General features: G+C 64.2%; 12 protein-coding genes. 9 read left to right on the forward strand and 3 right to left on the reverse strand.

Features of this window, described 5'->3' with window-relative positions; all coding sequences use genetic code 11:
• Positions 1–50 precede the first annotated feature (50 nt).
• Positions 51–989 (reverse strand): MurR/RpiR family transcriptional regulator, encoded by a 939-nt coding sequence (locus tag FJ948_RS09820; protein ID WP_140703695.1) that lies wholly within the window; start codon positions 987–989, stop codon positions 51–53.
• Positions 990–1303: 314 nt separating this feature from the next.
• Between FJ948_RS09820 and FJ948_RS09825 the strand changes: the two genes are divergently transcribed.
• The 5 genes from FJ948_RS09825 to FJ948_RS09850 all read left to right on the forward strand — a co-directional run bounded on the left by FJ948_RS09825 (position 1304) and on the right by FJ948_RS09850 (position 7173).
• Positions 1304–2131: an ABC transporter ATP-binding protein gene (locus FJ948_RS09825; protein WP_140703696.1), complete on the forward strand. Its 828-nt coding sequence runs from the start codon at positions 1304–1306 to the stop codon at positions 2129–2131.
• Entirely contained in the window at positions 2128–2970 is an 843-nt protein-coding gene (locus FJ948_RS09830; protein ID WP_140618204.1) for an ABC transporter permease, read from the forward strand. The genes FJ948_RS09825 and FJ948_RS09830 overlap by 4 nt, the downstream gene beginning before the upstream one ends.
• Positions 2971–3036: 66 nt before the next feature.
• Positions 3037–4200, forward strand: a complete 1164-nt coding sequence (locus FJ948_RS09835) for an ABC transporter substrate-binding protein (RefSeq protein WP_140703697.1) — start codon at positions 3037–3039, stop codon at positions 4198–4200.
• A gap of 274 nt (positions 4201–4474) precedes the next feature.
• On the forward strand, positions 4475–5566 hold the full coding sequence (locus FJ948_RS09845; RefSeq protein ID WP_140703698.1) for a Gfo/Idh/MocA family oxidoreductase: 1092 nt from the start codon (positions 4475–4477) through the stop codon (positions 5564–5566).
• Positions 5567–5730: 164 nt separating this feature from the next.
• Positions 5731–7173, forward strand: coding sequence for an amidase (locus FJ948_RS09850; protein ID WP_140703700.1), 1443 nt, complete (start codon positions 5731–5733; stop codon positions 7171–7173).
• A gap of 184 nt (positions 7174–7357) precedes the next feature.
• Here FJ948_RS09850 and FJ948_RS09855 read toward each other — a convergent pair whose 3' ends face one another.
• Both FJ948_RS09855 and FJ948_RS09860 read right to left on the reverse strand, forming a co-directional pair.
• Positions 7358–8602, reverse strand: a complete 1245-nt coding sequence (locus FJ948_RS09855) for a Xaa-Pro peptidase family protein (RefSeq protein WP_140703701.1) — start codon at positions 8600–8602, stop codon at positions 7358–7360.
• A 71-nt stretch (positions 8603–8673) separates the two neighbouring features.
• Positions 8674–9195, reverse strand: a complete 522-nt coding sequence (locus tag FJ948_RS09860) for an invasion associated locus B family protein (RefSeq protein WP_246677488.1) — start codon at positions 9193–9195, stop codon at positions 8674–8676.
• 375 nt (positions 9196–9570) lie between these two features.
• Between FJ948_RS09860 and FJ948_RS09865 the strand changes: the two genes are divergently transcribed.
• From FJ948_RS09865 to FJ948_RS09880, 4 genes are all read left to right on the forward strand, one after another.
• Positions 9571–22896, forward strand: a complete 13326-nt coding sequence (locus FJ948_RS09865) for a hypothetical protein (protein WP_210242267.1) — start codon at positions 9571–9573, stop codon at positions 22894–22896.
• A gap of 194 nt (positions 22897–23090) precedes the next feature.
• The gene (locus tag FJ948_RS09870; protein WP_140703707.1) at positions 23091–23603 is read left to right on the forward strand and encodes a tail fiber protein; all 513 of its coding nucleotides are present in this window, start codon (positions 23091–23093) and stop codon (positions 23601–23603) included.
• Positions 23604–23616: 13 nt separating this feature from the next.
• Positions 23617–24120: a tail fiber protein gene (locus FJ948_RS09875; protein WP_140703709.1), complete on the forward strand. Its 504-nt coding sequence runs from the start codon at positions 23617–23619 to the stop codon at positions 24118–24120.
• A 13-nt stretch (positions 24121–24133) separates the two neighbouring features.
• The gene (locus FJ948_RS09880) at positions 24134–24661 is read left to right on the forward strand and encodes a tail fiber protein (RefSeq protein WP_140703711.1); all 528 of its coding nucleotides are present in this window, start codon (positions 24134–24136) and stop codon (positions 24659–24661) included.
• Positions 24662–24670: the final 9 nt, after the last annotated feature.

Below are 24670 nucleotides of genomic sequence, written 5' to 3' on the forward strand. Positions count from 1 at the left end.
CCCCTCATCCGCCTGCCGGCACCTTCTCCTCGTGAACGGGGAGAAGGGAGCTAGTCCCCGAGCGGCTCCATTTCCTTGCCCGTGCGGTGGATCTGGGCGTTGTATTTGATGCGGCGGACCGTCTCGCGCGCCGAGCCATCGAGCTTGTAGGCCGAGGCGACCGCCAGAAGGTCGATCATCGCCAGGAAGGCGAAGCGCGAGGCGGTCGGCTTCAGCGTGTCGGGATATTCGGGCACGGCGACCGTCAGCCTGACGTCGCAGGCGCGGGCGAGTTCGGTATCGGGTGCGGTGACGGCGATCGCGTTGGCGCGGTAGTGCTTGGCGAGTTCGACGGCCTCGATCACTTCGCGCGTGCGCCCGGTCGCCGAGATGGCGATCACCAGGTCGCCGGGCTTCAGGGTCGAGGCGGTCATGCGCATCAGATAGGGGTCGCATTGGGCGCTGATCGAGATGCCATAGCGAAACAGCCGGTACTGGGTTTCCTGCGCCAGCGCCGAGGAGCTGCCGCCGAGCCCGAACACGGTGACCTGGCGGGCGCGGGCGATCAGCTCGGCGGCCTTTTCCAGCTCGCCGGGATCGAGCTGCCGCTCGGCCTCCTGCAAGGCACGGCGCGCTTCGCCGAACACGGCGTTCCAGAACGGCATGCCGGTGCCGCTCTCCCTGGCCGGCGACGTGTCCAGATAGAGCGCGCCGACGACCAGGCTCTGCGCCAGCTTCAGCTTGAAGTCGCGCACGCCCTCGCAGCCGATGGCGCGGCAGAAGCGGGTCACCGTCGGCTCGCTGACGCCGGCGCGCTGGGCCAGCGCCGCGTTGGAGGCGTCGACGGCGTATTTGACGTCGTCGAGCACGACGTCGGCGACGCGGCGTTCGGCCGGGCGCAATTCCGCGTAGGAATCCTTGACCAGCGAGATGATGTCGGGAATGCGCCGGACAGGCTCGCCCCCGGCTCCCTCTTCGTCCGCGATCGGATGGCTGGCAGCTTCGGTCATGAAGGCGGTCTTCCCTAGCCCGTTTTCGACCTGACCTCTTATCATGTTTGCACGCTGTCGTTCCATGCGTCCGGCCCTGCTGCAACCGTTACGTGCCGCCGGGGCAGTGGCGCATGCACCTGTTCAACTATGTAGGAAAGCAACACGAATTTCAAGCCGAAGAAAACATCATTATAACAAATAGATAAGCCAACACTGCAATTTCCGTGGTACGCTTACCACCGCGAGCGCTTGACAGCAAAGTAGGATAGTTACACACTGATTTCTGGCAGTCTGGTGACCTATTGGATCATCACGCAATCTCCGAGGGGCGGATGAACGCGGGCGAGATAACAACGCCGAAGCTTGGCGTGCAGGCAGCGACCAAGATCTACCACACGGCGTCCGGTGACCTGCTGGCGCTGGACCGCTGCAGCCTCGACGTCAGGGCCAATGAAATCGTCTCGATCGTCGGGCCGTCCGGTTGCGGCAAGACCACGCTTTTGTGGTCGATGTCGGGCCTGCACGGCCTGACCAGTGGCGAGATCCGGCTCGATGGTATCAAGATCACCGGGCCGCATCCCGATATCGGCATCGTCTTCCAGGAAGCCAACCTTCTGCCGTGGCGCAATCTCGACGCCAACATCCGCTTTCCCTTCGAGATCAAGGGTGAGAAACCCGACCGCGCCTGGATCGCGCATCTCCTGAACCGGGTCGGCCTCGACGGCTTCGGCGGCAAGTTTCCGCGCGAGCTTTCGGGCGGCATGCAGCAGCGCGCGGCGATCGTGCGGGCGCTGGCGCTGAAGCCGTCGGTGCTGCTGATGGACGAGCCGTTCGGCGCGCTCGACAGTTTCACCCGCGAGGAGATGAACCGGCTGGTCGAGGAGATCTGGCTCGACACCAAGACCACCATCGTCTTCATCACCCACTCGATCGAGGAAGCGATTTTCCTCTCCGACCGCGTGGTGGTGCTGAGCGCCCGGCCGGGCAAGGTCGCCAAGGAATATCGCGTGCCGTTTCCGCGGCCGCGCTCGCTGGAGATCACGGCGACGAAGGAGGTCTTCGACCTCACCAACCGGATCAAGATGGACATTGTCGGCGAGCGCACCAGGCCGAAGGCGCCGGAGCGCCCGAGCGCCGAGATCGTGAGGATCAGGCCGTGAGCGACGCCATCCCGGAATTCTCCAAATCGAAATCAGGCGATGGGCAAGACGTCAGCCTGACCAACCTCTCGGCATTCGCCAGCGGCCCCGGCATCAAGTCCGGGAAAGAGGTGGCGGCCATCCTCGCCGTCGCCGTCATCATCATCGGCGGCATCGAACTGGCGCTGCGGCTGTTCCACGTGCCGCTCTACATCATGCCGCCGCCGAGCTCGATCGCCTATGCGCTGTTCGACGAGTTCCCGCTGATCGCGCCGCATCTCGGCTACACGCTGGTCGAGCTGGTGTCCGGCTTTGCCATCGGCGCCGCCGTCGGACTGGTGCTGGCCGCCGTCATCACCCAGTTCCCCTTCGCGGAAAAGATCGTCGCGCCCTACATCCTGCTGCTGGTCACCACGCCGATGCTGGCGCTGGTGCCGCTGCTCATCCTGCGCTTCGGCTTCGGTTACACGCCGCGCATCATTGCGGTGGCGCTGGCCGCAGGGCCGATGGTGATGATCAACGCCGCCACCGGCTTTCGCCGCGTCGACAGCGCCAAGATCGCGCTGGCGCGCTCCTACGGCGCCAGCACCTTGCAAATCTTCTGGAAAATCCGCGCGCCGATGGCGCTGCCGATGATCCTGGTCGGGCTGATGATCGGCGCCATCTTCGGCCTGCTGACCGCGGTCGGCGCCGAGATGGTCGGCGGCGGCTTCGGCCTCGGCAACCGGCTGACCACCTATTCGTCGATGATCCAGATGCCGCAATTCTTCGCCGTGGTGCTGATCCTGTCGATGCTCGGCATCCTGATCTACGTGCTGTTCTTCCTGATCGGCAAGAAATGGGCGAGCTGGGAGGCATAGCCAAAGAGGAAAAAAGCGCCCGGGAGGCGGGCGACTGACCGACATCAAACAAAAAAGGGGAATGCCATGACCAAAGACAATTTCATCCACCAGGCGGGAATGAGCCGCCGTACCTTCCTGCAGGTCACCGGCGCCGGCCTGGTGACGGCGACCGCGCTCGGCGCGTCGGGCCTCAAGGCCAAAGCCGAGGCCTATGGGAAATTCACCTGGATCTCGCCGCGCGGCACGCTCGAAGTGCTCGACGACTATCCCTATTGGGCGGCCAAGAAAGCCGGCTATTTCGACGGGCTCGACACCGACATGCAGCCGGGACCGTCCGACGGCACGGCAACGGTGAAATTCGTCGATGTTGGCCAGGCCGATATGGGCTTTCCCTCGCCCGGCGTGTTCTCCTTCGCCATCCAGAACGGCATGAAGCTCAAATCCGTGTTCCACATGGGCGCGCGCGATACGTTCTCCATCGCCTTTCGCAAGGGCGAAGGCTCGAACGACCTCAAGAAGCTCGAAGGCAAGACCATCCTGCTCGGCTCCGCCGCCTGGCAGTCGATCACCGATCCGCTGCTTGCCGCGCAAGGCGTCGACATCAAGAAGGTCAAATATGTCGAGGCCGGCTGGCCGACCTGGGGCACCGCGCTGGCCGGCGGCCAGGGCGACGCGGCGTTGTCATGGGAGGGCCTGCGCGCCGAATGGATCGCCAAGGGCCTCGACTTCGAATACTGGCTCGGCGTGAAGAACTCAAAACTGCCGGCCAACACCTTTGTCGTGCGCGCCGCCGATCTCGAGGATCCCGACAAGAAGGCGTTCCTGGAAAAATACGTGCGCGGCTGGGCGATGGGGCTGGAATTCGGCTATCAAAATCCGCGCGCGGCGGTCGAGGCGGTGTTCGAGCAGTTCCCGACGCTGGCCAAGAATCTCGGACCGGAGCTCGGCACCACCTCTATCCTGCAGCAGATCAACGTCTTCCGCGGCGACATGGACAAACGCGGCGGCTGGGGCTCGCACGACATGGCGAGCTGGCAGGGCTTCTTCGACGAGATCCATAAGATCGGCCAGATCACCAGCCCGGTGAAGGCCGAGGATGTCTGCACCAACGACCTGATCCCGGCCGCCAACGACTTCGACAAGGCCAAGGTCAAGGCCGATGCCGACGGCGTCAAACTGTCGGAAGGCTTCGCCGCGCTCGATGTCGAGAAGATCAAGGCGCATCTGTTCGATTCGGCGGTGAAGTAGGGGACGCAATTGCCAAGGTCGGCGCTGCCCCTCATCCGCCTGCCGGCACCTTCTCCCCGTATAGTGACGGGGAGAAGGGAGGCGCTCCAACGCTGGCGATTGGCGAAAATCGGTGATGACAGCGTCTTTCTCCCCGTCACTATACGGGGAGAAATGCCCGGCAGGGCAATGAGGGGCTGCGCAAACCTAAGATGATTGCCCGGGCAAGCGATCAACCCGTGCGGCAACTGAGCCGTCGCACATGGTTTTAATGAATAAGGAACGGGAGGCTGAGATGGCCGACAAGGTAAAAGTGCTGGTGGTGGGGTTGGGCAATATGGGTGCGTCGCATGCCAGCGCCTATCATCGCTCGGAGGGTTTTCAGATCGTCGGGATCATGAGCCGCTCGATCAAGAGCAACACGAAAATCCCAGCCGAACTTGCCGGCTATCCGCTCTACGAGGATTTCGACCTGGCGCTGAAGGAAACCAGGCCCGACGCCGTGTCGATCAACAGCTGGCCGAACACCCATGCCGAATACGCGCTGAAGGCGATAGCGGCCAATTGCCATGTGTTCATGGAAAAGCCGCTCGCCACCAACATCGCGGATGCCGAGAAGGTCGTGGCGGCCGCGCGGGCGAAAAACCGCAAGCTGGTGCTCGGCTACATCCTGCGCGTCCATCCCTCCTGGATCAAATTCATCGAGGTCGGCAAGACGCTGGGCAAGCCACTGGTGATGCGCCTCAACCTCAACCAGCAGAGCAGTGGCAGCGCCTGGCACTGGCACAAGAACCTGATCGATTCGCTGATCCCGATCGTCGATTGCGGCGTCCACTATGTCGACGTCATGTGCCAGCTGACCGGCGCCAGGCCGGTGCGCGTGCACGGCATCGGCGCGAAACTCTGGGCAGAGGCCGACAAGCAGAATTACGGCCATCTGCACGTCACCTTCGATGACGGTTCGGTCGGCTGGTACGAGGCCGGCTGGGGGCCGATGATGAGCGAGACGGCCTATTTCGTGAAGGACGTCGTCGGTCCTAAGGGCGCGGTGTCGATCGTCGCCGGGCAGCAGGCAAGCAGTGCGGGTGAGTTGGCCGAAGTGTCGAACTCCGCCGACATCGACCGCCACACAAAGACCGATGCGCTGAAGATCCACTATGCCGCCGTCGACGGCGACAAGAACTTTTCCAAACCCGACGAGATCGTCAGCATGGAGGACGAGCCCGGCCATCAGGAATTGTGCGACCGCGAGCAGGCCTTCTTCCTGCGCGCCATCCGCGAGGACCTTGATTTGACCGAGCAGATGGATGCGGCGGTCAACAGCCTGCGCATCGTGCTCGCGGCCGAGCAGAGCATCGAGCTGGGGCGGACCATCGAGTTGACCTGACGTTGCGCCAGCCCCCTCATCCGGCCGCTTCGCGGCCACCTTCTCCCCGAGGGGAGAAGAGGGAGGCGCCAGCGCCGGACAGTCTCCTCTCCCCTCGGGGAGAGGTCGGCCGAGCGAAGCGGAGGCTGGGTGAGGGTGAGTCTCAGACATAAAAGGAACAATACATGGCCGCCGTCACCGACAGTCTGTTGAAAACCTACGCGGACTCCGACGCGCTCGATCTGGCCGCGCTGGTGCGTGGCGGCCAGGTTTCGCCGGTGGAACTGGTCGAGGCGGCGATCACGCTGGTCGAGCGGCTCAACCCGGCGCTCAACGCGGTCATCCACCGTCTCTACGACATGGCGCGCGCGCAGGGCGCGACGGTCGACAGATCGGCGCCCTTTGCCGGCGTACCATTCCTGCTCAAGGAACTGGCCTCGTCCTGGACTGGGGCGCCCAACACCAATTCCTGCTTCTACCTCAGAGATGTCGTCGCCGATTTCGACACCGAAGTCGTTCGCCGCATGAAGGCGGCAGGGCTGGTGCTGGTCGGCAAGTCTAACGCGCCCGAAAACGGCTGGTCGATCACCACGGAGCCAAAACTCTACGGCGCGACGAAAAACCCCTGGAAGGACGGCATCACACCCGGTGGATCGAGCGGCGGCGCGGCCGCGGCCATCGCCTCGCGCATGGTGCCGATCGCGGAGGCCAGCGATGGCGCCGGCTCGATCCGTATCCCCGCCTCCTGTTGCGGCATTGTCGGCCTGAAGCCCTCGCGCGGCCGCGTCAGCCTCGCGCCCTTCGGCGATTATTGGTATGGGGGCGCCTATTTTCTCTGCTGCTCGCGCACGGTGCGCGATACCGCGGCCTATCTCGACGCGGTGGCCGGCGCGCTGCCGGGCGACCCCTACACGCCGCCGGTTCCCGATAGTTCTTGGCTCAGCCTGTCGGCGCGGGCGCCGAAACGGCTGCGCATCGACTTCACGGTCACGCCGCCCAATGGCACGGCCATCGATCCGGAGGTGAAGGCGGCGGTGCTGGCAACCGTGGCGACGCTGGAGCGGCTTGGCCATGATGTAGAGGAGCACGACATGCCGCTCGACGCCAATGGCGTGTGGGCGACCTACACCAACATGACCTGCGTGCAGACGGCGGCGACCTTCGATTATCTGGAAACGGTGATCGGTCGGCCGGCGACGTCAGGCGATGTCGAGGCGGTGACCTGGGCGATCATCGAACGCGGCCGCGCCACCAGCGGCATCAGGCACATCTCCGATGTCGAGCAGCTCAGGCAGGTCGGCCGCGACATTGTCGGCGACCTCAATGGCTACGATCTTTTCGTCACGCCCACCTTGACGCAACTGCCGCGCCCATTCGGCTATTACGACATGTCGGAGACGGACATCGACCGCTACAACGCCAAATGGGCGGACGCCGTCTTTGCCTTCCCCTTCAACATTTCAGGCCAGCCGGCGATCTCGCTGCCGCTCGGCTGGTCGAAAGGCGGCGTGCCGATCGGCGTGCAGCTCATCGGCCGCTATGGCGACGAGGCGACGGTGCTGGCGGCGTCGGCGCAGCTGGAGGAGGCAATGCCGTGGAGGGATAGGCGGCCGCCGGTGAGCGCTTAGGGATGCGCCGATATTCAGGTGATGCCGGCCTGCAAGCGGTGATTTCCTGCGCTTCCGGTGCTCACATACTTCAAGTACGCTCCGCTCCGGTTCTCGGAAACCCACCGCTTTCGTCTCGGCCTGACCGGAATCTCGGCACATCCCGCCGCATGGCGCCAACCTTCACGCAGCGGTTCAGCAACGACTACCCAATCACCTCCAGCCGTCTCGGCAAGCGGTTCATCGCAACCGGCCCATCCGCCGTGATCAGGAACTGGTCCTCGAGGTTGAAGCTGGCGAGGCCGTCGATATAGAGCGGGATCTCGAAGGCCAGCACCATGCCGGCCTCGATCACGACATCGCTGCCGGCCTCGATGAAGGGCCATTGTTCGGAAAAAACCGACTGGCCGACGCCGTGGCCGAAATGGCCGCGACGGTAGGAGCGCAGGCCTTGCAGCGCCAGGCTTTCGGTGGCGATGCGATGCACGTGCCCAAGCGTGTTTCCAAGGACGAGTTCGGCCAGGCCGTCCTCGAAGGCGCGCTCGGCAATGGCGTGCAGTTCCGCCTGGTCGGCCGAGGGCGCTCCAAAGGTGAAGTTGCGCGACATGTCGGAAGCGTAGCCGCCAACGGTGCAGACCATGTCGCACTTCAGCGGATCGCCGGCCACGGCCCTGGCGTCGGCGCCCTTGGCCCGCGCGCCGAGCGTCACGTATTCGGCGGTGACGACCGGATGCGACAGCCCGGCCGCGGCCTCAGTGACGCTTTTGCGGTAAAGGGCGATGAGATCGGCCTGGCCCATGCCGGCCATGGCGTCGACCTGCAAGCGCTCCAGCCCGGCTTCCGAGAGAAAAATGCCTTGCTGCAAGAGATCGACTTCGCGTTGCGACTTGATCGCCCGCAACCGGTCCAGCACGGCCGAGCCGTCGACCATCGTGCAATCCGGCAGCAGCGCCTGCATCTCCACAAAATCGGCGGCGGGAATGAAGTCAAGGTCGAGGCCGAGCGTGGCGCGCTCCAGCCCGAAATCGAGCAGCATGGCTTGCAGCTGGCGCACCGAGCCGGCGAGGTCGAAAGTGGCGGGACGCGCGAAATCCGGCGCGCGGGCGAGCGAAGCCAGGCCAGCCTCGATGCGGCCGGCCAAAGGCAGGTCCTGGACTCCCGGGTCGAGCGGCGCGGATTCGATCCAGATCGGATGCGAACGCACGACCGCTTCAGGCATGGCGCGCCGCGTCTGCTCCGCATTGAAATCGGCGACGACAACGCCGATCGGCAGGTCTTGTCCTGCCGGGATGACGACGAAGCCGGCGCCGGCGCGCCGGAACAGGCCGGCCGGGCCGATCGACGCGGCGGTCGCATAGTGGAAGGCTTCGGGTGCCGAGAGCACCAGCGCCGCAATGCCGGCGCGTTGCATCAGCTCAGCAGCGCGCTGGCGGTCGACAAAGCCTGTCATGAAATCTCTCCGTAGGCGTGAAACCGGCAACGGAGCATTGCGTGCGCCGACAATCAAGCGGCCGGCAAGTGCTACTTGATCGATTCCAGCTTGGTGAGCGCGGCGGTGAAGCCGGCTAGCGACACCGGGATGGTGACCGGTTTGCGGGTCACCGACTCCATGCCGATGTTGAGATTGGTTCCGGCCTTCATCGCCTTGATCAGCTCTGGCGCCAGCGGGGTGGCGGCATAGGCGCCGTTCTGGTCGCTGGTCTGGATGGCGATGGTCGTCTTCTGCCCCTGGTCGATCTGATAACTGGCGCCGGACGGCAGGAACAGGCCATGCGGCAGCGCGAGCAGCATGGCGAGGCTGCCATTGGCATTGTCGCGGCGCACCGTCACGGTGAGTACGCGTTGTCCCGTCTTGGCTTCGGTCAGGTTCTGCGACACCTGGCACTGAAGCTCGGTGCTCGCCGAGCCGCTGGAGCAGTTGACCGCCCATGGATTGGCGTCGGCAGGCTTTGACGGGGCCGGCTTTGACTGGGTTGGTTGGGGTTGGGCCGGCTTGGCGTCCTCGGCAAGCGCGGCACCGGTGGCGGACAAGATCAACCACAAGGCGCCCAATCCAGCGGTGAGATCTTTTCTATTAGCTTTCGCTAAAATAGATGTCATGTCTTCCGCGCCCCTTTGGGTTTCCAGCTCCGTACATGTATTCGAGCCGGCAAGGGCTTGATACTACATCGGGAACTGTTGTGAAAGGCGAGCTCGGGCGAGACAGTCGGCAAAATTACTGTGACCGTCATGCCACACATAAGAACTTTAGCAGTCAACAACTGAATTCAAGACAATAAGGGCTCGCTATACAATAGAATCTGCGTAAAAATTCCTACACGTGGGACGTGCAAGTCCCGGAAGGACTCGCCAGGGATGGGAACTACCGAGAAGTCTCGGCAAGTTGGTGGGATGGCGGCGCGTGGGGAGGGTTTCCACGTGCGCGCCGGCTATCGCCGTTCGAGCATTGCAAGGCATCTGTGGAAGACGACGGCGCTGACGTCGCTGGCGCTGGCGCTTTCGGGCGCGGCCGCCTATGGCGACGATGCCGGGCTCTGGCAGCCGCAGATACGCGCCATCGTCGGCGCCGACAACAATGGCGGCAACGCTGCGCTCGAGGGCTTCATCCCGATCAAGCAGACCGCCGAATCGGTGCTGTTCCTGGATGTCCGGGCCAAGCACGATTTCAAGGACGCCTTCGGCCAGGATATCGGCCTCGGCATCCGCCGCATCGTCAACCCGGACCTGATGCTCGGCGGCTACGCCTATTTCAATGCCGAGAGCTACGGCGGTACCCAGTTCACCGGCGGCACGCTGGGCGTCGAGGCGATCACGCCGAATTTCGACGCGCATGTGAACGTCTTTATCCCGATCAAGGGCGACTCGACCGACCACTCCGCCTCTTCGACCCTGTCGATGGTCTCCAATCAGCTGATCGAACAGATCTCGGTGCTCGACCATCGCGACTACGCGGCCTGGGGCATCGAGGGCGAGGTCGGCGCCAAGGTGCCGATCAACCTGCCCGACAAGCATTCGCTGCGGCTGGACATTGGCGGCTACCATTTCGAGGATCCGCACGGCGATGACGGCAGCGTCACCGGCGCCAAGGCCGGCATCGAATATGAGATCGGCGATGTCTTCGGCACCGGAACCTCGCTGACCTTCACCGGCGAGGTGCGCAACGACAACCGCGACGACACCCAGTTCGCAGGCAGCGTGCGGCTCAACATCCCGTTCAACCCCGGCGGCGGCTCGGACAATACCGCGGCCATCGGGGCGGACCCGGTCTTTCCGGTCAGCGAGGGCCTGCGCAAGCGCGTCAACGAACGGGTGCGCGGCGATGTCGGCGTCCGCATCCAGAGCCAGGAACTGACCGGCGGCTCGACCACCCGCGTCGCCATCAACGCGGCCACCAATGCCGCGTTCGGCAAGTTCTATTTCGCCGATGGCGGCCTGGCCGGTGCGGGCACGCAGGCCGACCCGACGACATTGGACGACGCGGTTACCAAGGCCGGCAATGGCGGCTTCATCGTCGCCCTTGGCGGCAGCGGCAACATCACAACCGACGGCGTGACGCTGGCCACGGGCCAGACCGTCATCGGCGGCGGCGAGAACGTCACGGCGAAACTGTTCAACGGCAGCACCGCCACCTTCAACCTCGGCGGCAGCGACGGCACCATCCAGGGCACCAACGTCGCCAACCCCGTCATCACGCTGGGCACTGGCAACACGCTCAACGGCATCACCATCACCGGCGGCGCCGACGGCATCTTCGGCAACAATGTCACCAACACGACGCTGACCAAGGTCACGGTGACGGGCGCCGGCGGCAACGGCGCCGAATTCACCGGCAATTCGACCAACGTCAAGGCGTCCGATTTCACGTCCACGAATAACGGTCTCGACGGCCTGCATATCGAGGACAACGGCACCTATAATTTCACCGGCACGACGTTGCTGTCGGGCAATCTCGACGACGGCCTCGATATCACCGGCCAGGGCACCTACACCTTCGCCACGGTCAATGCGCTGAACAATACCGACCGCGGCATCACCGTGCAGGGCACGTCGAGCGGCGGCAGCTTCACCACCACCGGCGGCAATATCTCCGGCAATGGCGGCATCGGCGTCTACATCGACCCGATCACCGCCCATGTGGTGCTGGATTCGATCTCCCAGGCCGGCGGCACGTCGGGCGTGGTGCTCGACCACGTCTCGGGCAGCTTCACCGTCAACGGCGCCACGACGATTTCCAACACGACCGGTCCGGCGATCGCCATTTCGGATTCGCCCGCAGTGATCCGCTTCGGCGACATCAGCATCGCGACGCCTGGCGGCGACGGCATGGTGTTTTCCGGCGTCAACGCGGCTGTGGTGGCTGGTAACATCGTCGTCTCCGGGCTCGGTCTCGGCCACACCGGCCTCGATTTCTCGGGCAGCCAGACGACCTTCACGGCCCTGTCGGCCAACATCAGCGGATCAGGCGCCGGCTCGATCGGCATCGACCTCTCCGACACGACAGGCGGTGCCTCGATCATCATCACCAATGGTGGAACCATTTCGGGCGTCGACACCGGCGTGCGCCTGGGCGTTGCCGGCTCGCTGGCCCACTCGGCCAATGCCCAGTTCACCTTTGGCGGCGGCTCGATCGCCGGCGTCACCGCCTCGCTCGACGCGCGCGGGCTCAACCAGACACTCGGCCTCTATGCGTTCGGCTCCACGACGTTCAGCGGCCCGCAGCTGTTCGACGTGCAGAACGTCATCTTCGTCGGCGCGGCGGCCTCGGGCGCCGGCGACGGTTCCTCGCTTGGCAACCTGGCGTCGGTCGGCACCGCCGACGGCATCACCGACGCCAATGCGATCTTCGTGCTGGTCAACGACGCCGGCAACACGCCGATCGACACCACGGGCGGCTTCTCGCTCAGCGATGACCAGACATTGGCGTCCTTCGGCAATGGCCGTTCCTTCTCACTAGGCGGCGTGCCGATCAATGTCACCGGCGACAACATCCAGCACGATGTCGTGGTTTCCGATCCGGGCACGGGCGCCGCGACGCTGACCAATTCCGGCGCCGGCGACGTCGTCACGCTGGGCAACGGCAACTCGTTGCTCGACTTCAACATTTCGGGCGGCAGCGGCGCGGCGATCAGTGGGGCGGGCATCGCCGGCCTGACGGTCCAGGGCGTGTCGGTCAGCAATGTCGCGCTCGGCCTCGTTCTCGATAGCGTGACCGGCGCCGTGACGGTCGACGATCTCGACATCCAGAATGTGAGCCAAACCGGCATCGCGCTTGCCGATTCGAGCGCAACCGTCAATTTCACCGGCAACACGACCATCGCCAACGCCACCAATGTCGGGTTGTTCGCCAACAATTTCGACGGCACCGCCACTTTCGACGACCTCGACATCACCGGCGGCGGCATAGGCGTTGGTGTCGTCGGTGGCTCGAGCGGAACCTTGACCTTCGGGGCTGGCAGTTCCATCGCCGGCACAGGCGGCAATGCCTTCTCCATCACCAGTTCCACGCCCAACGTCACCTACAACGGCACCATCAATCAGACCAGTGCGGCAAGCGCGGTCAAGATCAGCAACATGACCGGCGGCAGCGCGATCTTCGGCGGCAAGATCACCGCCAGCACGGGCGCGGCCAATGCCATCGACCTGACCGGCAACACCGGCGGCACGATCAATTTCACCGGCGGCCTCGACCTGACCACCGATGGCGGCTACGCCTTCAGCGCCGTCAATGGCGGCACGCTGACGGTGACCGGCTCCGGCAATACCGTCAACACCGGCGCTGGCGTGACGGAAAACGGCATTCATCTTGGCGGCGCCGGCGGCCTGACGATCGGCGCGGCGGGCGTGACGTTCGCCAGCGTCACCGTCGACGGTTCCGGCGGCTCGGTGCCAGCCGGCATCGTCATCGAGAACACCAGCGGCGGCAACGTCACCTTCGGCGGTGTCGACATCAGCCGCGCCAATGGCGACGCCATCCGCCTGACCAATGTCGCCAGCGGCATCTATTCTTTCAACGGAACAACGACGATCGCCACCGTCGGCGGACCGGGTCCCGGTTTCGTGGTGCAAAACAGCGCCGCGACGGTCAATGTCAGCAATCTCGTCACCACCAGCGTCTCCGGCGCCGATGTCAGCCTGACCAACAACACCGGCACGATCGGCATTGGCGGCACCATCACCAATTCCGGCACCGGCGATGGCGTCGTGGTCTCCGGCGGCAGCGCGGCGATCACCGTCTCGGCCGCCATCTCCAGTTCGGCGACCGCGCCCGGCACCGCGGTCAAGGTCGACGGCATCACCGGCGGCTCGGTAACCTTCTCGGGCAACGTCACCTCGACCGGTACAGGCAACCTCTTCGCCATCGGCTCGACCACCGCGCCGACGGGCGGCGCGATCAGCTTCACCGGCTCGGCGCTGACCGCCAGCGGCGGTGGTGGCGCGGTCATCGCGGGCCTCGGCGCGGCCGCGACCTTCAACGCCACGGCGCCCCTGTCGATCACCAACGCGATCGGCAATGGCCTGTCGGTCTCCAACGTCGCCGGCAGCGCCACTTTCGGCGCCGTCACCGTGACCACCGCCGGCGGCAACGGCATCGACATCTCTGGCAATTCCGGATCGGTGACCTTCGGCACGACCAATGTGACGCTGGGCTCGGCCGGCAGCACCGCCGGCATCAATTTCAGCGGCACCAACGCCGATGTCAGCTTCGGCACCACGACGGTGACGATGGGAGCGGGCGCCAACCAGGCGGGCATCGACTTCAGCGGTTCATCGACCACGGCTGATTTCGGCGTGACCACGATCACCGGCAACGGTGACCTCACCTCGCGCGGCATCGACCTGTCGTCGACGACGGGCAACAAGACCATCACCTTCCTGGCCGGCTCCAGCATCAGCAACGCCGGCGTCGGCGTCGAACTGGCATCGGATCACTCGACCGCGACTTCGGCCAACGCCAATTTCACCTTCGGCGACGGCACCTCCGCCAATGGGCTGCAATCCTCCATCACTGCGGCGGCGGGCGGCTACACCGTCAACACGGTCGGGCTCGATCCGGCGCTCGGCAATTATAATTTCAACGACGTGTTCTTCACCGGCAGTGCCAATCTTGCCTTGGCTGCCGGCGGTGTCATCATGGTCTCGCAGACGGGCGGCGTCATCAACGCCGGCACGGACGGGCTCAGCGCCAATGTGGCCACGGTCACGGCTGCCGAGGCCGATGCGATGACCGGCACGCTGAGCTTTGCCTTTGTCGGCACCGTCGATCTCAGCGGCACGCCGTTCACGCTCGATGCGGGGCAGTCGATCGTCGGCTTCGGCAACGGTTCCTCCATCGTGACGTCCGGCACTATCCAGCCGGTGAATGTCCAGGGCAATCTCGGCGCCACGGGCGCGACCGTCACCGGCAATGAGGGCGTTGTCATGAGCACGGGCAGCGATACGCTGCATCTGCTCGGCGGCAACCAGGTGAAGGACACCGCTTTCGATTTCAGCGGCGGCAGCGGCTCGGTCTTCACCATCGACTCGAGCGCGGCAACCTTCGACAACACTGGCGGCATCGTCATCAACGGCGTTACGGTCAGCAATGTCGCCGTCGGCCAGACAGCGTTCAAGGTCGACGGCGCTACCGGCACTATCGGCAATGTCTCAATCACCAACAACAACATCAACGTCGCCGGCACGCTGCTCGATGCCAATGGCGGCAACGGCGACATCACGGTCACGCGCGGTACCCTGCCCAACAGCGGGCCGGCCGGCACGCTGACCGGCGGCGGCATCACGATCGCCAACCGCACCGGCGGCACGGTCGATTTCACCGACCATGTGACAGTCGACGGCAATGGCGTGTCGCTGACCAACAACACCGGTGCCGCGATCACCTTCGCCGACGTGGACATCACCACCAACGGGTCGACGGCCTTCACCGCCACTGGAGGCGGCACGATCAAGGTCGACGCCGGAACGATCAATGCCACGAACGCGCAAGCGGCGGCGCTCGACGGCGTCACGGCCGACATTCATTTCACGTCGACGAGTGCCACGTTCGGCGGCGGCAACGGCATCGACCTGCAGAATCTCGGCGGCACGGCTGATTTCGGCACCGGTACGCTGACCAACACCGGTTCGGACACGTCCTTCAATGTCGGCTCGACCACCGCCGCCAGCGGCGGCACTGCAGCCATGTCCTACAGTGGCACGATTGCCACCAACGGCACGGGCGCCGCGGTCTCGATCCAGAGCATGACTGCCGGCTCGGTGACCCTGTCGGGCAATTTGACCGACAACAATGCGGCCGCCGGCGGCAACATTTTCGTTGCCGGCAACGATTCCACCACCATCACCTTCTCGGGCACGACCAAGCAAATCAGCTCGGGCGCGGCCGACGGTGTCAATCTCGGCCTCCCCGGCGGTTGGCCGCTGGGCACGCCGACTCCCAACACGAACTCGGCCATCAACTTCACCAATGGCGGCCTCGACATAACGACGACGACAGGCGCGGGCTTCATAGCCATTGGCGACCTCGGCTCCTCGACCTTTACCGTCATCGGCAGCGGCAACAAGATCAATTCCGGTGGCGACGGTCTGCTGGTGAACGGCGCCGATGTCGGCGCCGGCGGTGTCACCTTCGACAGCATCTCGGCGGTATCCACAAGCGCCAACGGCGGCGGCGCTGGCGTGTTCCTGTCAGGCATGACCCTCGCGGGCGATGTCAACATCGGCGGCCTGACCGATACCGGGTATATCGGCGCCTCGCTGTCCGGCCTGTTCGGCACCGGCGTGGTCAATTTCACCGGCACGACCGATCTCGACACCAGCTACGAAGGGTTCGAGATCAGCGGCCAGGTCGGCACCATAAACATCGCCAATGTCGCCGGGTCCACCCTGACCATCGATGGCAGCCAGGTCGGCCTTGCGCTGGCCGTCCTGCAGACCGGGACCGTCAATGTCGGCGGCAATGGCGGCGTTGCCAGCATCGGGGCGACGACAAGCACCACCGGCTCGGCCATCAGCCTCTCCGGCGGCAACGACCTTATCAATGCGACGCTGAACTACAACGGTTCGATCAAGGTCGATACGGGCTCGGTGCTGCAAGCCAGCGGCGACTGGACCCATTTGACCATGAGGGGTTCGGTCGTTTCGACCACGGCATCGACGGCCTTCGACTTCTTTGGCCATGCCGACGGCATATACGATATTTCCAGCACCATCGATCACAGCGGCGGCACAGGTGTTTCCATCGGCGGCTCGGCCAACGGCACGGTCACCTTCTCGGGCACGTCGAAGATGTTCGACACCGGCGCCAACGATGCCATCTACAAGGCACCAGCGTACGTGCCGGATCCGCAGAGCCAAGGCACGCTCAACTTCACCAATGGCGGCCTCGTCATCACCACCACCAGCGGCGCCGGCTTCACCGCCAGCACTTTCGGTCCGGGCACGGTCAGCGTCACCGGCGACGGCAACACCATCACCACCGGCACAGGCACCGCGCTGAAGCTGGGCGACGCGACAGCGATCGTGGCGGGGGCGACAGGCGCGACGGTTGGCGTGGATGGCATCAAGTTCGATTCGATCTCGGCCACCGGCGCGGCCACTGGCATTTCGCTCAACAATGTCAGCGGCGGCGCGCTCGATCTCGGCACGGTCAACCTGCAAGGCATCACCGGCGCCGGCGTCCAGATCTCCGGCGCGCTCGGCTCGACGCTTGATTTCACCAGCCTCAATGTCGGGCTTGCTGCCGACAACGCCATCGGCCTCGATCTCAACGGCGCCGCGCTCGGCGCCAGCACCATCACGGCAGGCGATTTCGACGTCGATGGCGGCAGCTTCGCCGGCACGATCGGCATCGACATGGCCGGCACGACCGGCACCGGCACGATCCAGCTCGGCGACCTCGTCAACAGCAATCCGGCAGGCCAGACCTCGAAGATCGAAAATGTCGGCTATGGCGTCCAGTTCTCCAGCGCCACCAACGCCAAGCTGGTGTTCGGCGACGGCCAGGGGCCGGCCGAATCGACGATCGCCACCACTGGCGGCCAGGTCATTCACGCCACCGATAGTTTGCCGACCAATGGCGACTACAATTTCAACGACGTCATCTTCTCCGGCGACACGTCGAACCTTTCCAGCTCGATCTCCTATTACTATGTCGACAACACCGTTGACGGCACCGACGACGGCACGCGCGCCCATCCAGGCACGATCGCCGGCGCGCTTGCCTCGTCGGCACAGGTCATCGTGCTGGTCAACAATGGCGGCACCATAACAGGCGGCACCACGCTCACCCTGGCCGATGGCCAGGCCCTGGTCGGCTTCCGCGACGGCGGCACCGTCGATCTGGCAACGCTCGGCTTCACCGCCGGCGGCGCGCCGAGTGCCTTCCAATTCACCACCATCACCGCCGGCGGCACGACGGTGACCGATCCCACCGGCAACGGCGCGGTGACGCTGACGACGATGGCTGCCGAGGCGACGGTAACGCTCACCGGCACCAACGGCATCAGCGGCGTGGTGATCGGCAATGGCGGCGGCGGCGCTGGCATCATCGGCACCAACATAGCCGGCTTGACCTTGCTCAACAGCACGGTTCGCGGCGGCATCGGCGTACCCGCCGTGTCGATCACGTCGAACACAGTGACCAATCTGGCACTGTCCAACCTGACCTTGAAATCCGGTACGGGCGCGGCGGCCCTGTCGATCGACGGTACGGGCGGCACGACCACGATCACCCGCTTCGACGGCCTGACCATCGAAGGTGGCGCCGGGTCGGGGTCCGGCATCGCCATCAACACCGCGACGTTCGACGCGACGCCCGGCGGCGCCATCAATCCGGTCAACGGCGGCAACTCGACCGTCGGCACCGCCGCGGCCCGCGTCAATGGCAACGGCATTTCGCTGACCCAGGTGTCGGGCGAACTCGATTATGGCACGCTGAACATCGCCAATGACGGCGGCACCGGCCTGCTCGTCGATACCAAGGGCCCGCCAGCCACCATCTTCACGCTCAACAGCAGCGGCGGTTCGGTCGACACGACAAACGGCACCGCCCTCAATCTCGACCCGCTGACGGTCGGCATGACGCTGGACAGCGTCACCGCCACCGGCGGCGCGAGCGGCATCATCTTCGACGGCGTGGCGGGCGCCTTCACCGTCACCGGCGCCACCAGCATCTCCGGCACGTCTGGCGCCGGCATCAGCGCCATCAACACCAACGCCGGCACCTTCACCTTCAACACGGTGACGGTGGACAACACCAGCTCGACGGGCGGCGGCATCGGCTGGGCGTCAGGCACGCTCACGGTCAGCGGCCTCGCCGACATCAACACGACGAGCGGCGCCGGCCTGTCGCAGACGGGTGGCACGACCAGCTTCACCGGCGGCCTGACCCTGGACACCACGTCCGGCGACGGTTTCTTCGTCACCACTGGCGCCGCCGTGACCGTCACGGGCGCGACAAACACGGTGACGACGGCAACCGGCCGCATCGTGTCGATGCAGACCGCGACCATCGGAGCCGGTGGTGTGACGTTCGACGCGCTGACGGCGACGGGCACTGTCAGCGGCGGTCCCGGGGTGCAGATATCCGGAGTCTCGGGCGGCGCATTCAACGGCGGCGATGTCTCCATCGCCGGGTCCTCCAACAACGCGATCACGGTCCAGAACAGCACCTCCTCGACTGTCAATTTCGACAGCGCCGTCGTCAGTGGCGCCACCTTAAACGGCATCGACATCAACGGTGGCGTGACCGGCACGGTGACTTTCGGCACGGTGACGATAAACAATACTGGCGCGTCCGGCGTGCGCCTGCTGAACACATCGGGCACTGTCAACATCAATGGGGGCTCGATCGGCGCGACCAACGATCCGACGGGCATCGGCGTCGAGGTCTCGAACGGTGCCGCCACCTTGAACATCGCGGCCTCGGTCACCAAGACCAGTGCCGGCAAGATCGTCGACATCTCGGGCGTCACCGGCGGCACAGTCACATTGTCGGGCAAAGTCAGCGCCACCGGCGGGTTCGACAATGGCATCTCCGTCACGGGCAACAGCGGCGGCACGTTCAATTTCAGCGGCGCCAACAACACGCTCACCACCGGCGCCAATGCGGCAGTGAACCTGGCGACCAGCACCGGCGCCACCACCAACTTCGGCGGCGGCGGGCTGGCGATCACCACCACGTCGGGCGCCGGCTTCAGCGCCACGACTGGCGGAACCGTCAGCGTCACCGGCGCCGGCAACACCATTTCGACCGGCACCGGCACCGCGCTGACCCTCACCGGCGTCACGGCCGGCGCCGGCGGCGTCAACTTCAATACCGTTTCGACCACCAATGCGGCGACCGGCATTTCACTGGCCAATGTCGCCTCGTCCGGCGGTGGCGCCATCGCGCTCGGCACGGTCAACCTGCAAGGCATCACCTCGGTCGGCGTCGATGTTGCCGCCGTGCTGAATGCCGCGCTCTCCTTCAACTCGCTTGCCATTGGCCTCAACAGCTCCACCGCGACCGCCTTCGACCTCAGCGGTGCGACCATCAACGCGGCGATCACCGCCAACGATTTCGATGTGACCAATGCCGCCGCCGGCGCGGGTACATCGATCGGCGTCAACCTGAGCGGCGCCACGGGGGGCCAGACGGTGCGGCTCGGCGACGCTGTGGTCGGCGGCAACAGTTCCAGCATTGCCGGCGTCAATACCGGCGTGTTGCTCAACACAGCGACGAACCTTGGCTTCATATTTGGCGACGGCGAGTCCGCGACGGATCAGAATTCGACCATAAGCGCCAATGTCGGCATCGACGCCTCCAACGCGCCGACGCTGGGAACCTACAATTTCAAGGACGTGACCTTCCAGGCGAGCCCCGGCAAAGGCTTCGGCATCGGCAAGATCTATTTCGTCGGCGCCAGCGCGACCGGCAATGGCAGCGGCAATGACCAGAACAATCTGACGACATTGACTGGCGCGGAGTTCCAGGCCGGGCCAAACGACATCATCGTCCTCGTCAACAATGGCGTCATCACCGCGGCGGGCGGCGACAACTCGCTGACACTGCTGGCCGGCGAACAGGTGCGCGGCTTCGGCAACGGCAACATCAACCTGGCGCTGACGGTGCCGTCGACGATCCAGCTCGCCAGCAACAACGTCTCGATCGCCGACCAGACCGGCGGCGGCGCGGCGACGCTGACAAGCACGGATGGTAGCAGCATCATCAAGCTGGGCCTTACCGGCAACAACATCATCGACGGATTCATCATCGATGGCGACGACGGCGCCGGCCTAAATGCCGGGATCGGCATCAGCGGCTCCGGCACGGCGAACGCCACGATCAGCAACATGACGATCAGGAACGTCACCGCCGCCAATATCGACTTCGGCACCAATGCGGCCGGCACCACGACGCTGACCAATCTCTCGCTGATCACGAGTTCGACAGCGACCGGCATCAAGTTTGGCGCAGCCTCCGGAACTGTCAACGCCACCAATGTCGACACGACGGGCGGCAGCGGCCTGTCCGTCATCGGCGGCAATGCGGCGTTCAACTTCGACAGCGCGAGCTCGGTCACCAGCGTTACCGGCACCGCGGTCAGCATCACCAACCGAAGCGGCGGCAGCTTCGGCTTTGCCGGCGCGGTGACGTCGGGCGTCGGCGGCAGCGGCATCGCCATCTCGGGCGCGACGGCGGCCAACACAGTCAGCTTCACCGGCGCCGTCACCCACAACAACAGCACCGGCACCGCCGTCTCGATCAACAATGGCGGCCAGGCTTCGACCGTCAGCTTTGCCAACCTCGTGATCGCGACGGGCGGTTCCAACACCGCCTTCACCGCCACCAATGGCGGCACGGTCAATGTCACCACCGGCTCGATCAATGCGACTGCCGCCCAGGCGATCAACCTCAACGGCATCGCGGCCGGCATCAATTTCACCTCCACCAGTTCGGGCGGCGGCGCCAACAACGTTTCGCTGGCCAACGTCTCCGGTACAGTAAGCCTCGGGACCGGCGCGCTCAGCGGCGCCTCGGGCAATGCGTTCAATGTCAGCGGCGGTAACGCGACCATCAGCTACGGCGGCACCATCGCCAAGACGAGCGCCGGCAACGTCGTCAGTGTATCGTCCCATACCGGCGGCACGACCACCTTCAGCGGAGCCATTTCGGCGACGAGCTCGAGCGGTGGCATAGCGCTCAGCAACAACACCGGCGCGATCATCAATTTCACCAACACGCTGACGCTGACCGGCAGCAATGTCGCCGGCTTCAGCGCGACGGGCGGCGGCACGATCAGCGCCAATGGCACCGGCAGCATCATCAGTTCGGGTACCGCGACAGCGCTCAATGTGACCGGCACGACCATCGGCGGAGCAGGCATGACCTTCCGCAGCATTTCGTCCAACGGCGCCGCCAACGGCATCGTACTCAACAATACGGGCACCGCTGGCGGGCTGACGGTGACGGGCGATGGCGGCGGCGCCAACAACGGCTCCGGCGGCATCATCCAGAATTCGACAGGCGACGGCATCAGCCTCACCAACACCCAGGATGTCCATCTCGCCTATATGAATCTTACCAACAATCTGGGCGATGGCATCGGCGGCTCGGGCATCAACGGCTTCGTGCTGAACCGGCTAAACATCTCCGGCAACGGCAGCGATGCGGCGACGGACGAGTCCGGCATCAACATCACGCAGCTGACCGGAACCGCCTCGAACGGAGCGCATGCGACGTCGATCAGCAATTCGGTGATCAGCAACAACAACGAGTTCGAGATTCAGATCTCCAACTCGTCGGGCACTTTGACGAACCTCGTGTTCAACAACAACACGATCTCCAGCAACGGCCTGCCGATCAACGGCAATGCCTCCTCGCAGCACGGCAACCTGGTCAACTTCCTTGGCACGGGATCGTCGACGATGGGGATCACTGTCACGGGCGGCAGCTTCACCGGCAATTGGAATGCTGCCTCTCCGCCCGCTACGATCACGGGCACCGGCCTGTTCGCCAACTCGGGCGGCACCAGCATGACGGTGAATGTCTCCGGGGCGACGTTCACGAACAATAATGCGGGCGTCGACGTGTCGACCGATCCGGTGTCGACATCGCTCACCTTCGACATCGAGAACAACACGTTCATCGGGTCGCGTTCTACGGCGATCAACCATTTCGACAATGGCAACGGGCCATTCACCCGTACGGTCAACGGCACGATCAAGAACAACACTATCGGCGACAACGCCGTGACCAATTCGGGCGCCCTGCTCGGCAACGGCATCACCATTCAGAACGAAGGTGCTATCAACGGCAAGTATCTGATCGACGGCAATAAGATTTATCAGATCGCAACGGCCCCAGGCATCAGCGTCAATGTCGGCCTTGGCGGTTTGGCTACGGGCGGCGGTGAGACCGACGTCACCATCACCAACAACACGTTCGACCATATGAATGGCAGCCGCGCGATCACCATCCAAGACAACCAGGATGCGAGCTTCGGGCCGTTCCCGACGATCTGGGCCAATGTTCAGGGGAACTCTTTTGCGAACGTTGCCGGCCAGGCCGGCAACGGGCAGTTCATGCGCATAAGGCAGCTCGCCGGCACGGTGAAGGTGACGCAGGGCGCGGCAACAGCCGGCAACACCGCGACTGAACTTGACAATGCAAATGGCTCAATCGATCCAACAAAGTTCAACATCTCTGGGACGGTGACATTCTCCGCGGGCATCGCGCCGTTGCCGACAACCAACCCCTTGCCTTGATCAGACGCCGCCCGGCACGGTCAAAATCGAAGCAAGTGAAAAACTAGCTTGCAAAGCAGTGGAATCGGTTGTTAATGAGTTGCAAGAAGAACTGTTCTTATTAATAGAAAATCTTAGTTACAGGTGGCTTTGGCGCAGCGGTCGTCTTGCTGTATCAGGTCATATGCTTTGGCGGCGAGCGGTTGGGGGCGGCGATGGCGGAACCATTCCTTTCGGAAATCAGGATCATGTCCTTCGTGTTTGCGCCCAAGGGTTGGGCCTTGTGCAACGGACAGCTTCTGCCCATCGATCAGAACCAGGCCCTGTTCGCCCTCCTCGGCACGACATTCGGCGGTGACGGCCGTGTGAACTTTGCCCTTCCCGATTACCGCGGACGCATTCCCATGCATGTCGGCAGTGGCCACACGCTCGGCGAGCGGGGTGGCGAGCAGGCCCATACGCTTTCGATATCCGAGTTGCCGACGCATATGCATGTCGCGAACGCGTCCAGCACACAGGGCAACTCGACCAACCCGAATTTTGGCGGCACCGGCAATATTCTGGCGAAAGATCCGGGAAATATTTACGGCCCGCCAGGCAATATGGCCGCCTTGAATGCCGGAAGTATCTCCAGCATTGGCGGCAGTCAGGCGCATCTGAACATGCAGCCATTCCTGACCGTGAGCTTCTGCATCGCCCTACAGGGCATTTTCCCGTCGGCGAGTTGAGGGGTACGCGGTCATGGCACAACCTTACGTTGGCGAGATCAGAATGTTTGCCGGCAATTTTGCCCCGGCGGGCTGGATGTTCTGCGGGGGTCAGCTTTTGCCAATCTCGGAGAACGAGACACTTTTTCAGCTTATCGGCACCACCTATGGCGGCGACGGTGAGAGCACTTTCGCGCTGCCGGACCTTCGCGGTCGCGCTGCCGTGCATCAGGGCAACAGCTTTATCCTTGCCCAGACCGGCGGCACCGAAGAGACGACCCTTACCATCTCGGAGATACCCGGGCATTCGCATGCGTTTCTGGGGAACACAGGCAATGGATCACAGGCTTCGCCGCAGAACAACGTTCTCGCAAGCTCGACCCTGGTCAGGCCCTATGCCCAGGAAACGGCTGACGCCAATATGGCGACGTCGGCCGTGTCCTCGATTGGCGGTAGCCAGCCGCATACAAATTTTCAGCCTTATCTGTGCGTGAATTTCATTATCTCACTGTTCGGCATTTTCCCGTCGCAGACCTGAAGAGGGACCCGTCATGGCCGATCCTTTCGTTGCGGAAATCCGCATCTTCCCGTTCAACTTTGCGCCCAAGGGCTGGGCATGGTGCGACGGCCAGCTCTTGCCGCTGTCGCAGAACACGGCTCTCTTTTCGCTGCTCGGCACCACCTATGGCGGTAATGGCAAGTCCAACTTCGCCTTGCCCGACCTCCAGGGGCGCACGCCCATGCATCCGGGACAAGGGCCAGGGCTTTCCCTGCATGACCTCGGCGAGACAGGCGGTTCGGACGCGGTGACACTGCTGGAGTCCGAAATCCCCGTGCATAATCACGCGATGAGGGGAACTGTTGAAGATGGAACGCAGGGCACGCTGACCGCCGGCATCACCTTGGCAACTTCCATCAACGGCGCGGTGTTTCAATCGACCACAAACGCCAATCTGGTTCCTCTGAGCCCCAATACGCTTGCCCCTGCCGGCGGCGGGCAGCCGCACAACAATCTGCAGCCCTATCTCACCTGCTATTTCTGCATCGCGCTGCAAGGCGTTTTCCCGCCGAGAGGCTGACACCGAGCC

Origin of the sequence: Mesorhizobium sp. B2-3-12 (assembly GCF_006442205.1) — a bacterium.
GTDB lineage: Bacteria > Pseudomonadota > Alphaproteobacteria > Rhizobiales > Rhizobiaceae > Mesorhizobium.

What these genes read in the sequence shown, in the direction of transcription:
- FJ948_RS09875 (WP_140703709.1), top strand. Translation starts at nt 23,617, where the DNA reads ATGGCACAACCTTACGTTGGCGAGATCAGAATGTTTGCCGGCAATTTT.
- FJ948_RS09825 (WP_140703696.1), top strand. Translation starts at nt 1,304, where the DNA reads ATGAACGCGGGCGAGATAACAACGCCGAAGCTTGGCGTGCAGGCAGCG.
- FJ948_RS09820 (WP_140703695.1), bottom strand. Translation starts at nt 989, where the DNA reads ATGACCGAAGCTGCCAGCCATCCGATCGCGGACGAAGAGGGAGCCGGG.
- FJ948_RS09850 (WP_140703700.1), top strand. Translation starts at nt 5,731, where the DNA reads ATGGCCGCCGTCACCGACAGTCTGTTGAAAACCTACGCGGACTCCGAC.
- FJ948_RS09855 (WP_140703701.1), bottom strand. Translation starts at nt 8,602, where the DNA reads ATGACAGGCTTTGTCGACCGCCAGCGCGCTGCTGAGCTGATGCAACGC.
- FJ948_RS09845 (WP_140703698.1), top strand. Translation starts at nt 4,475, where the DNA reads ATGGCCGACAAGGTAAAAGTGCTGGTGGTGGGGTTGGGCAATATGGGT.
- FJ948_RS09835 (WP_140703697.1), top strand. Translation starts at nt 3,037, where the DNA reads ATGACCAAAGACAATTTCATCCACCAGGCGGGAATGAGCCGCCGTACC.
- FJ948_RS09880 (WP_140703711.1), top strand. Translation starts at nt 24,134, where the DNA reads ATGGCCGATCCTTTCGTTGCGGAAATCCGCATCTTCCCGTTCAACTTT.
- FJ948_RS09870 (WP_140703707.1), top strand. Translation starts at nt 23,091, where the DNA reads ATGGCGGAACCATTCCTTTCGGAAATCAGGATCATGTCCTTCGTGTTT.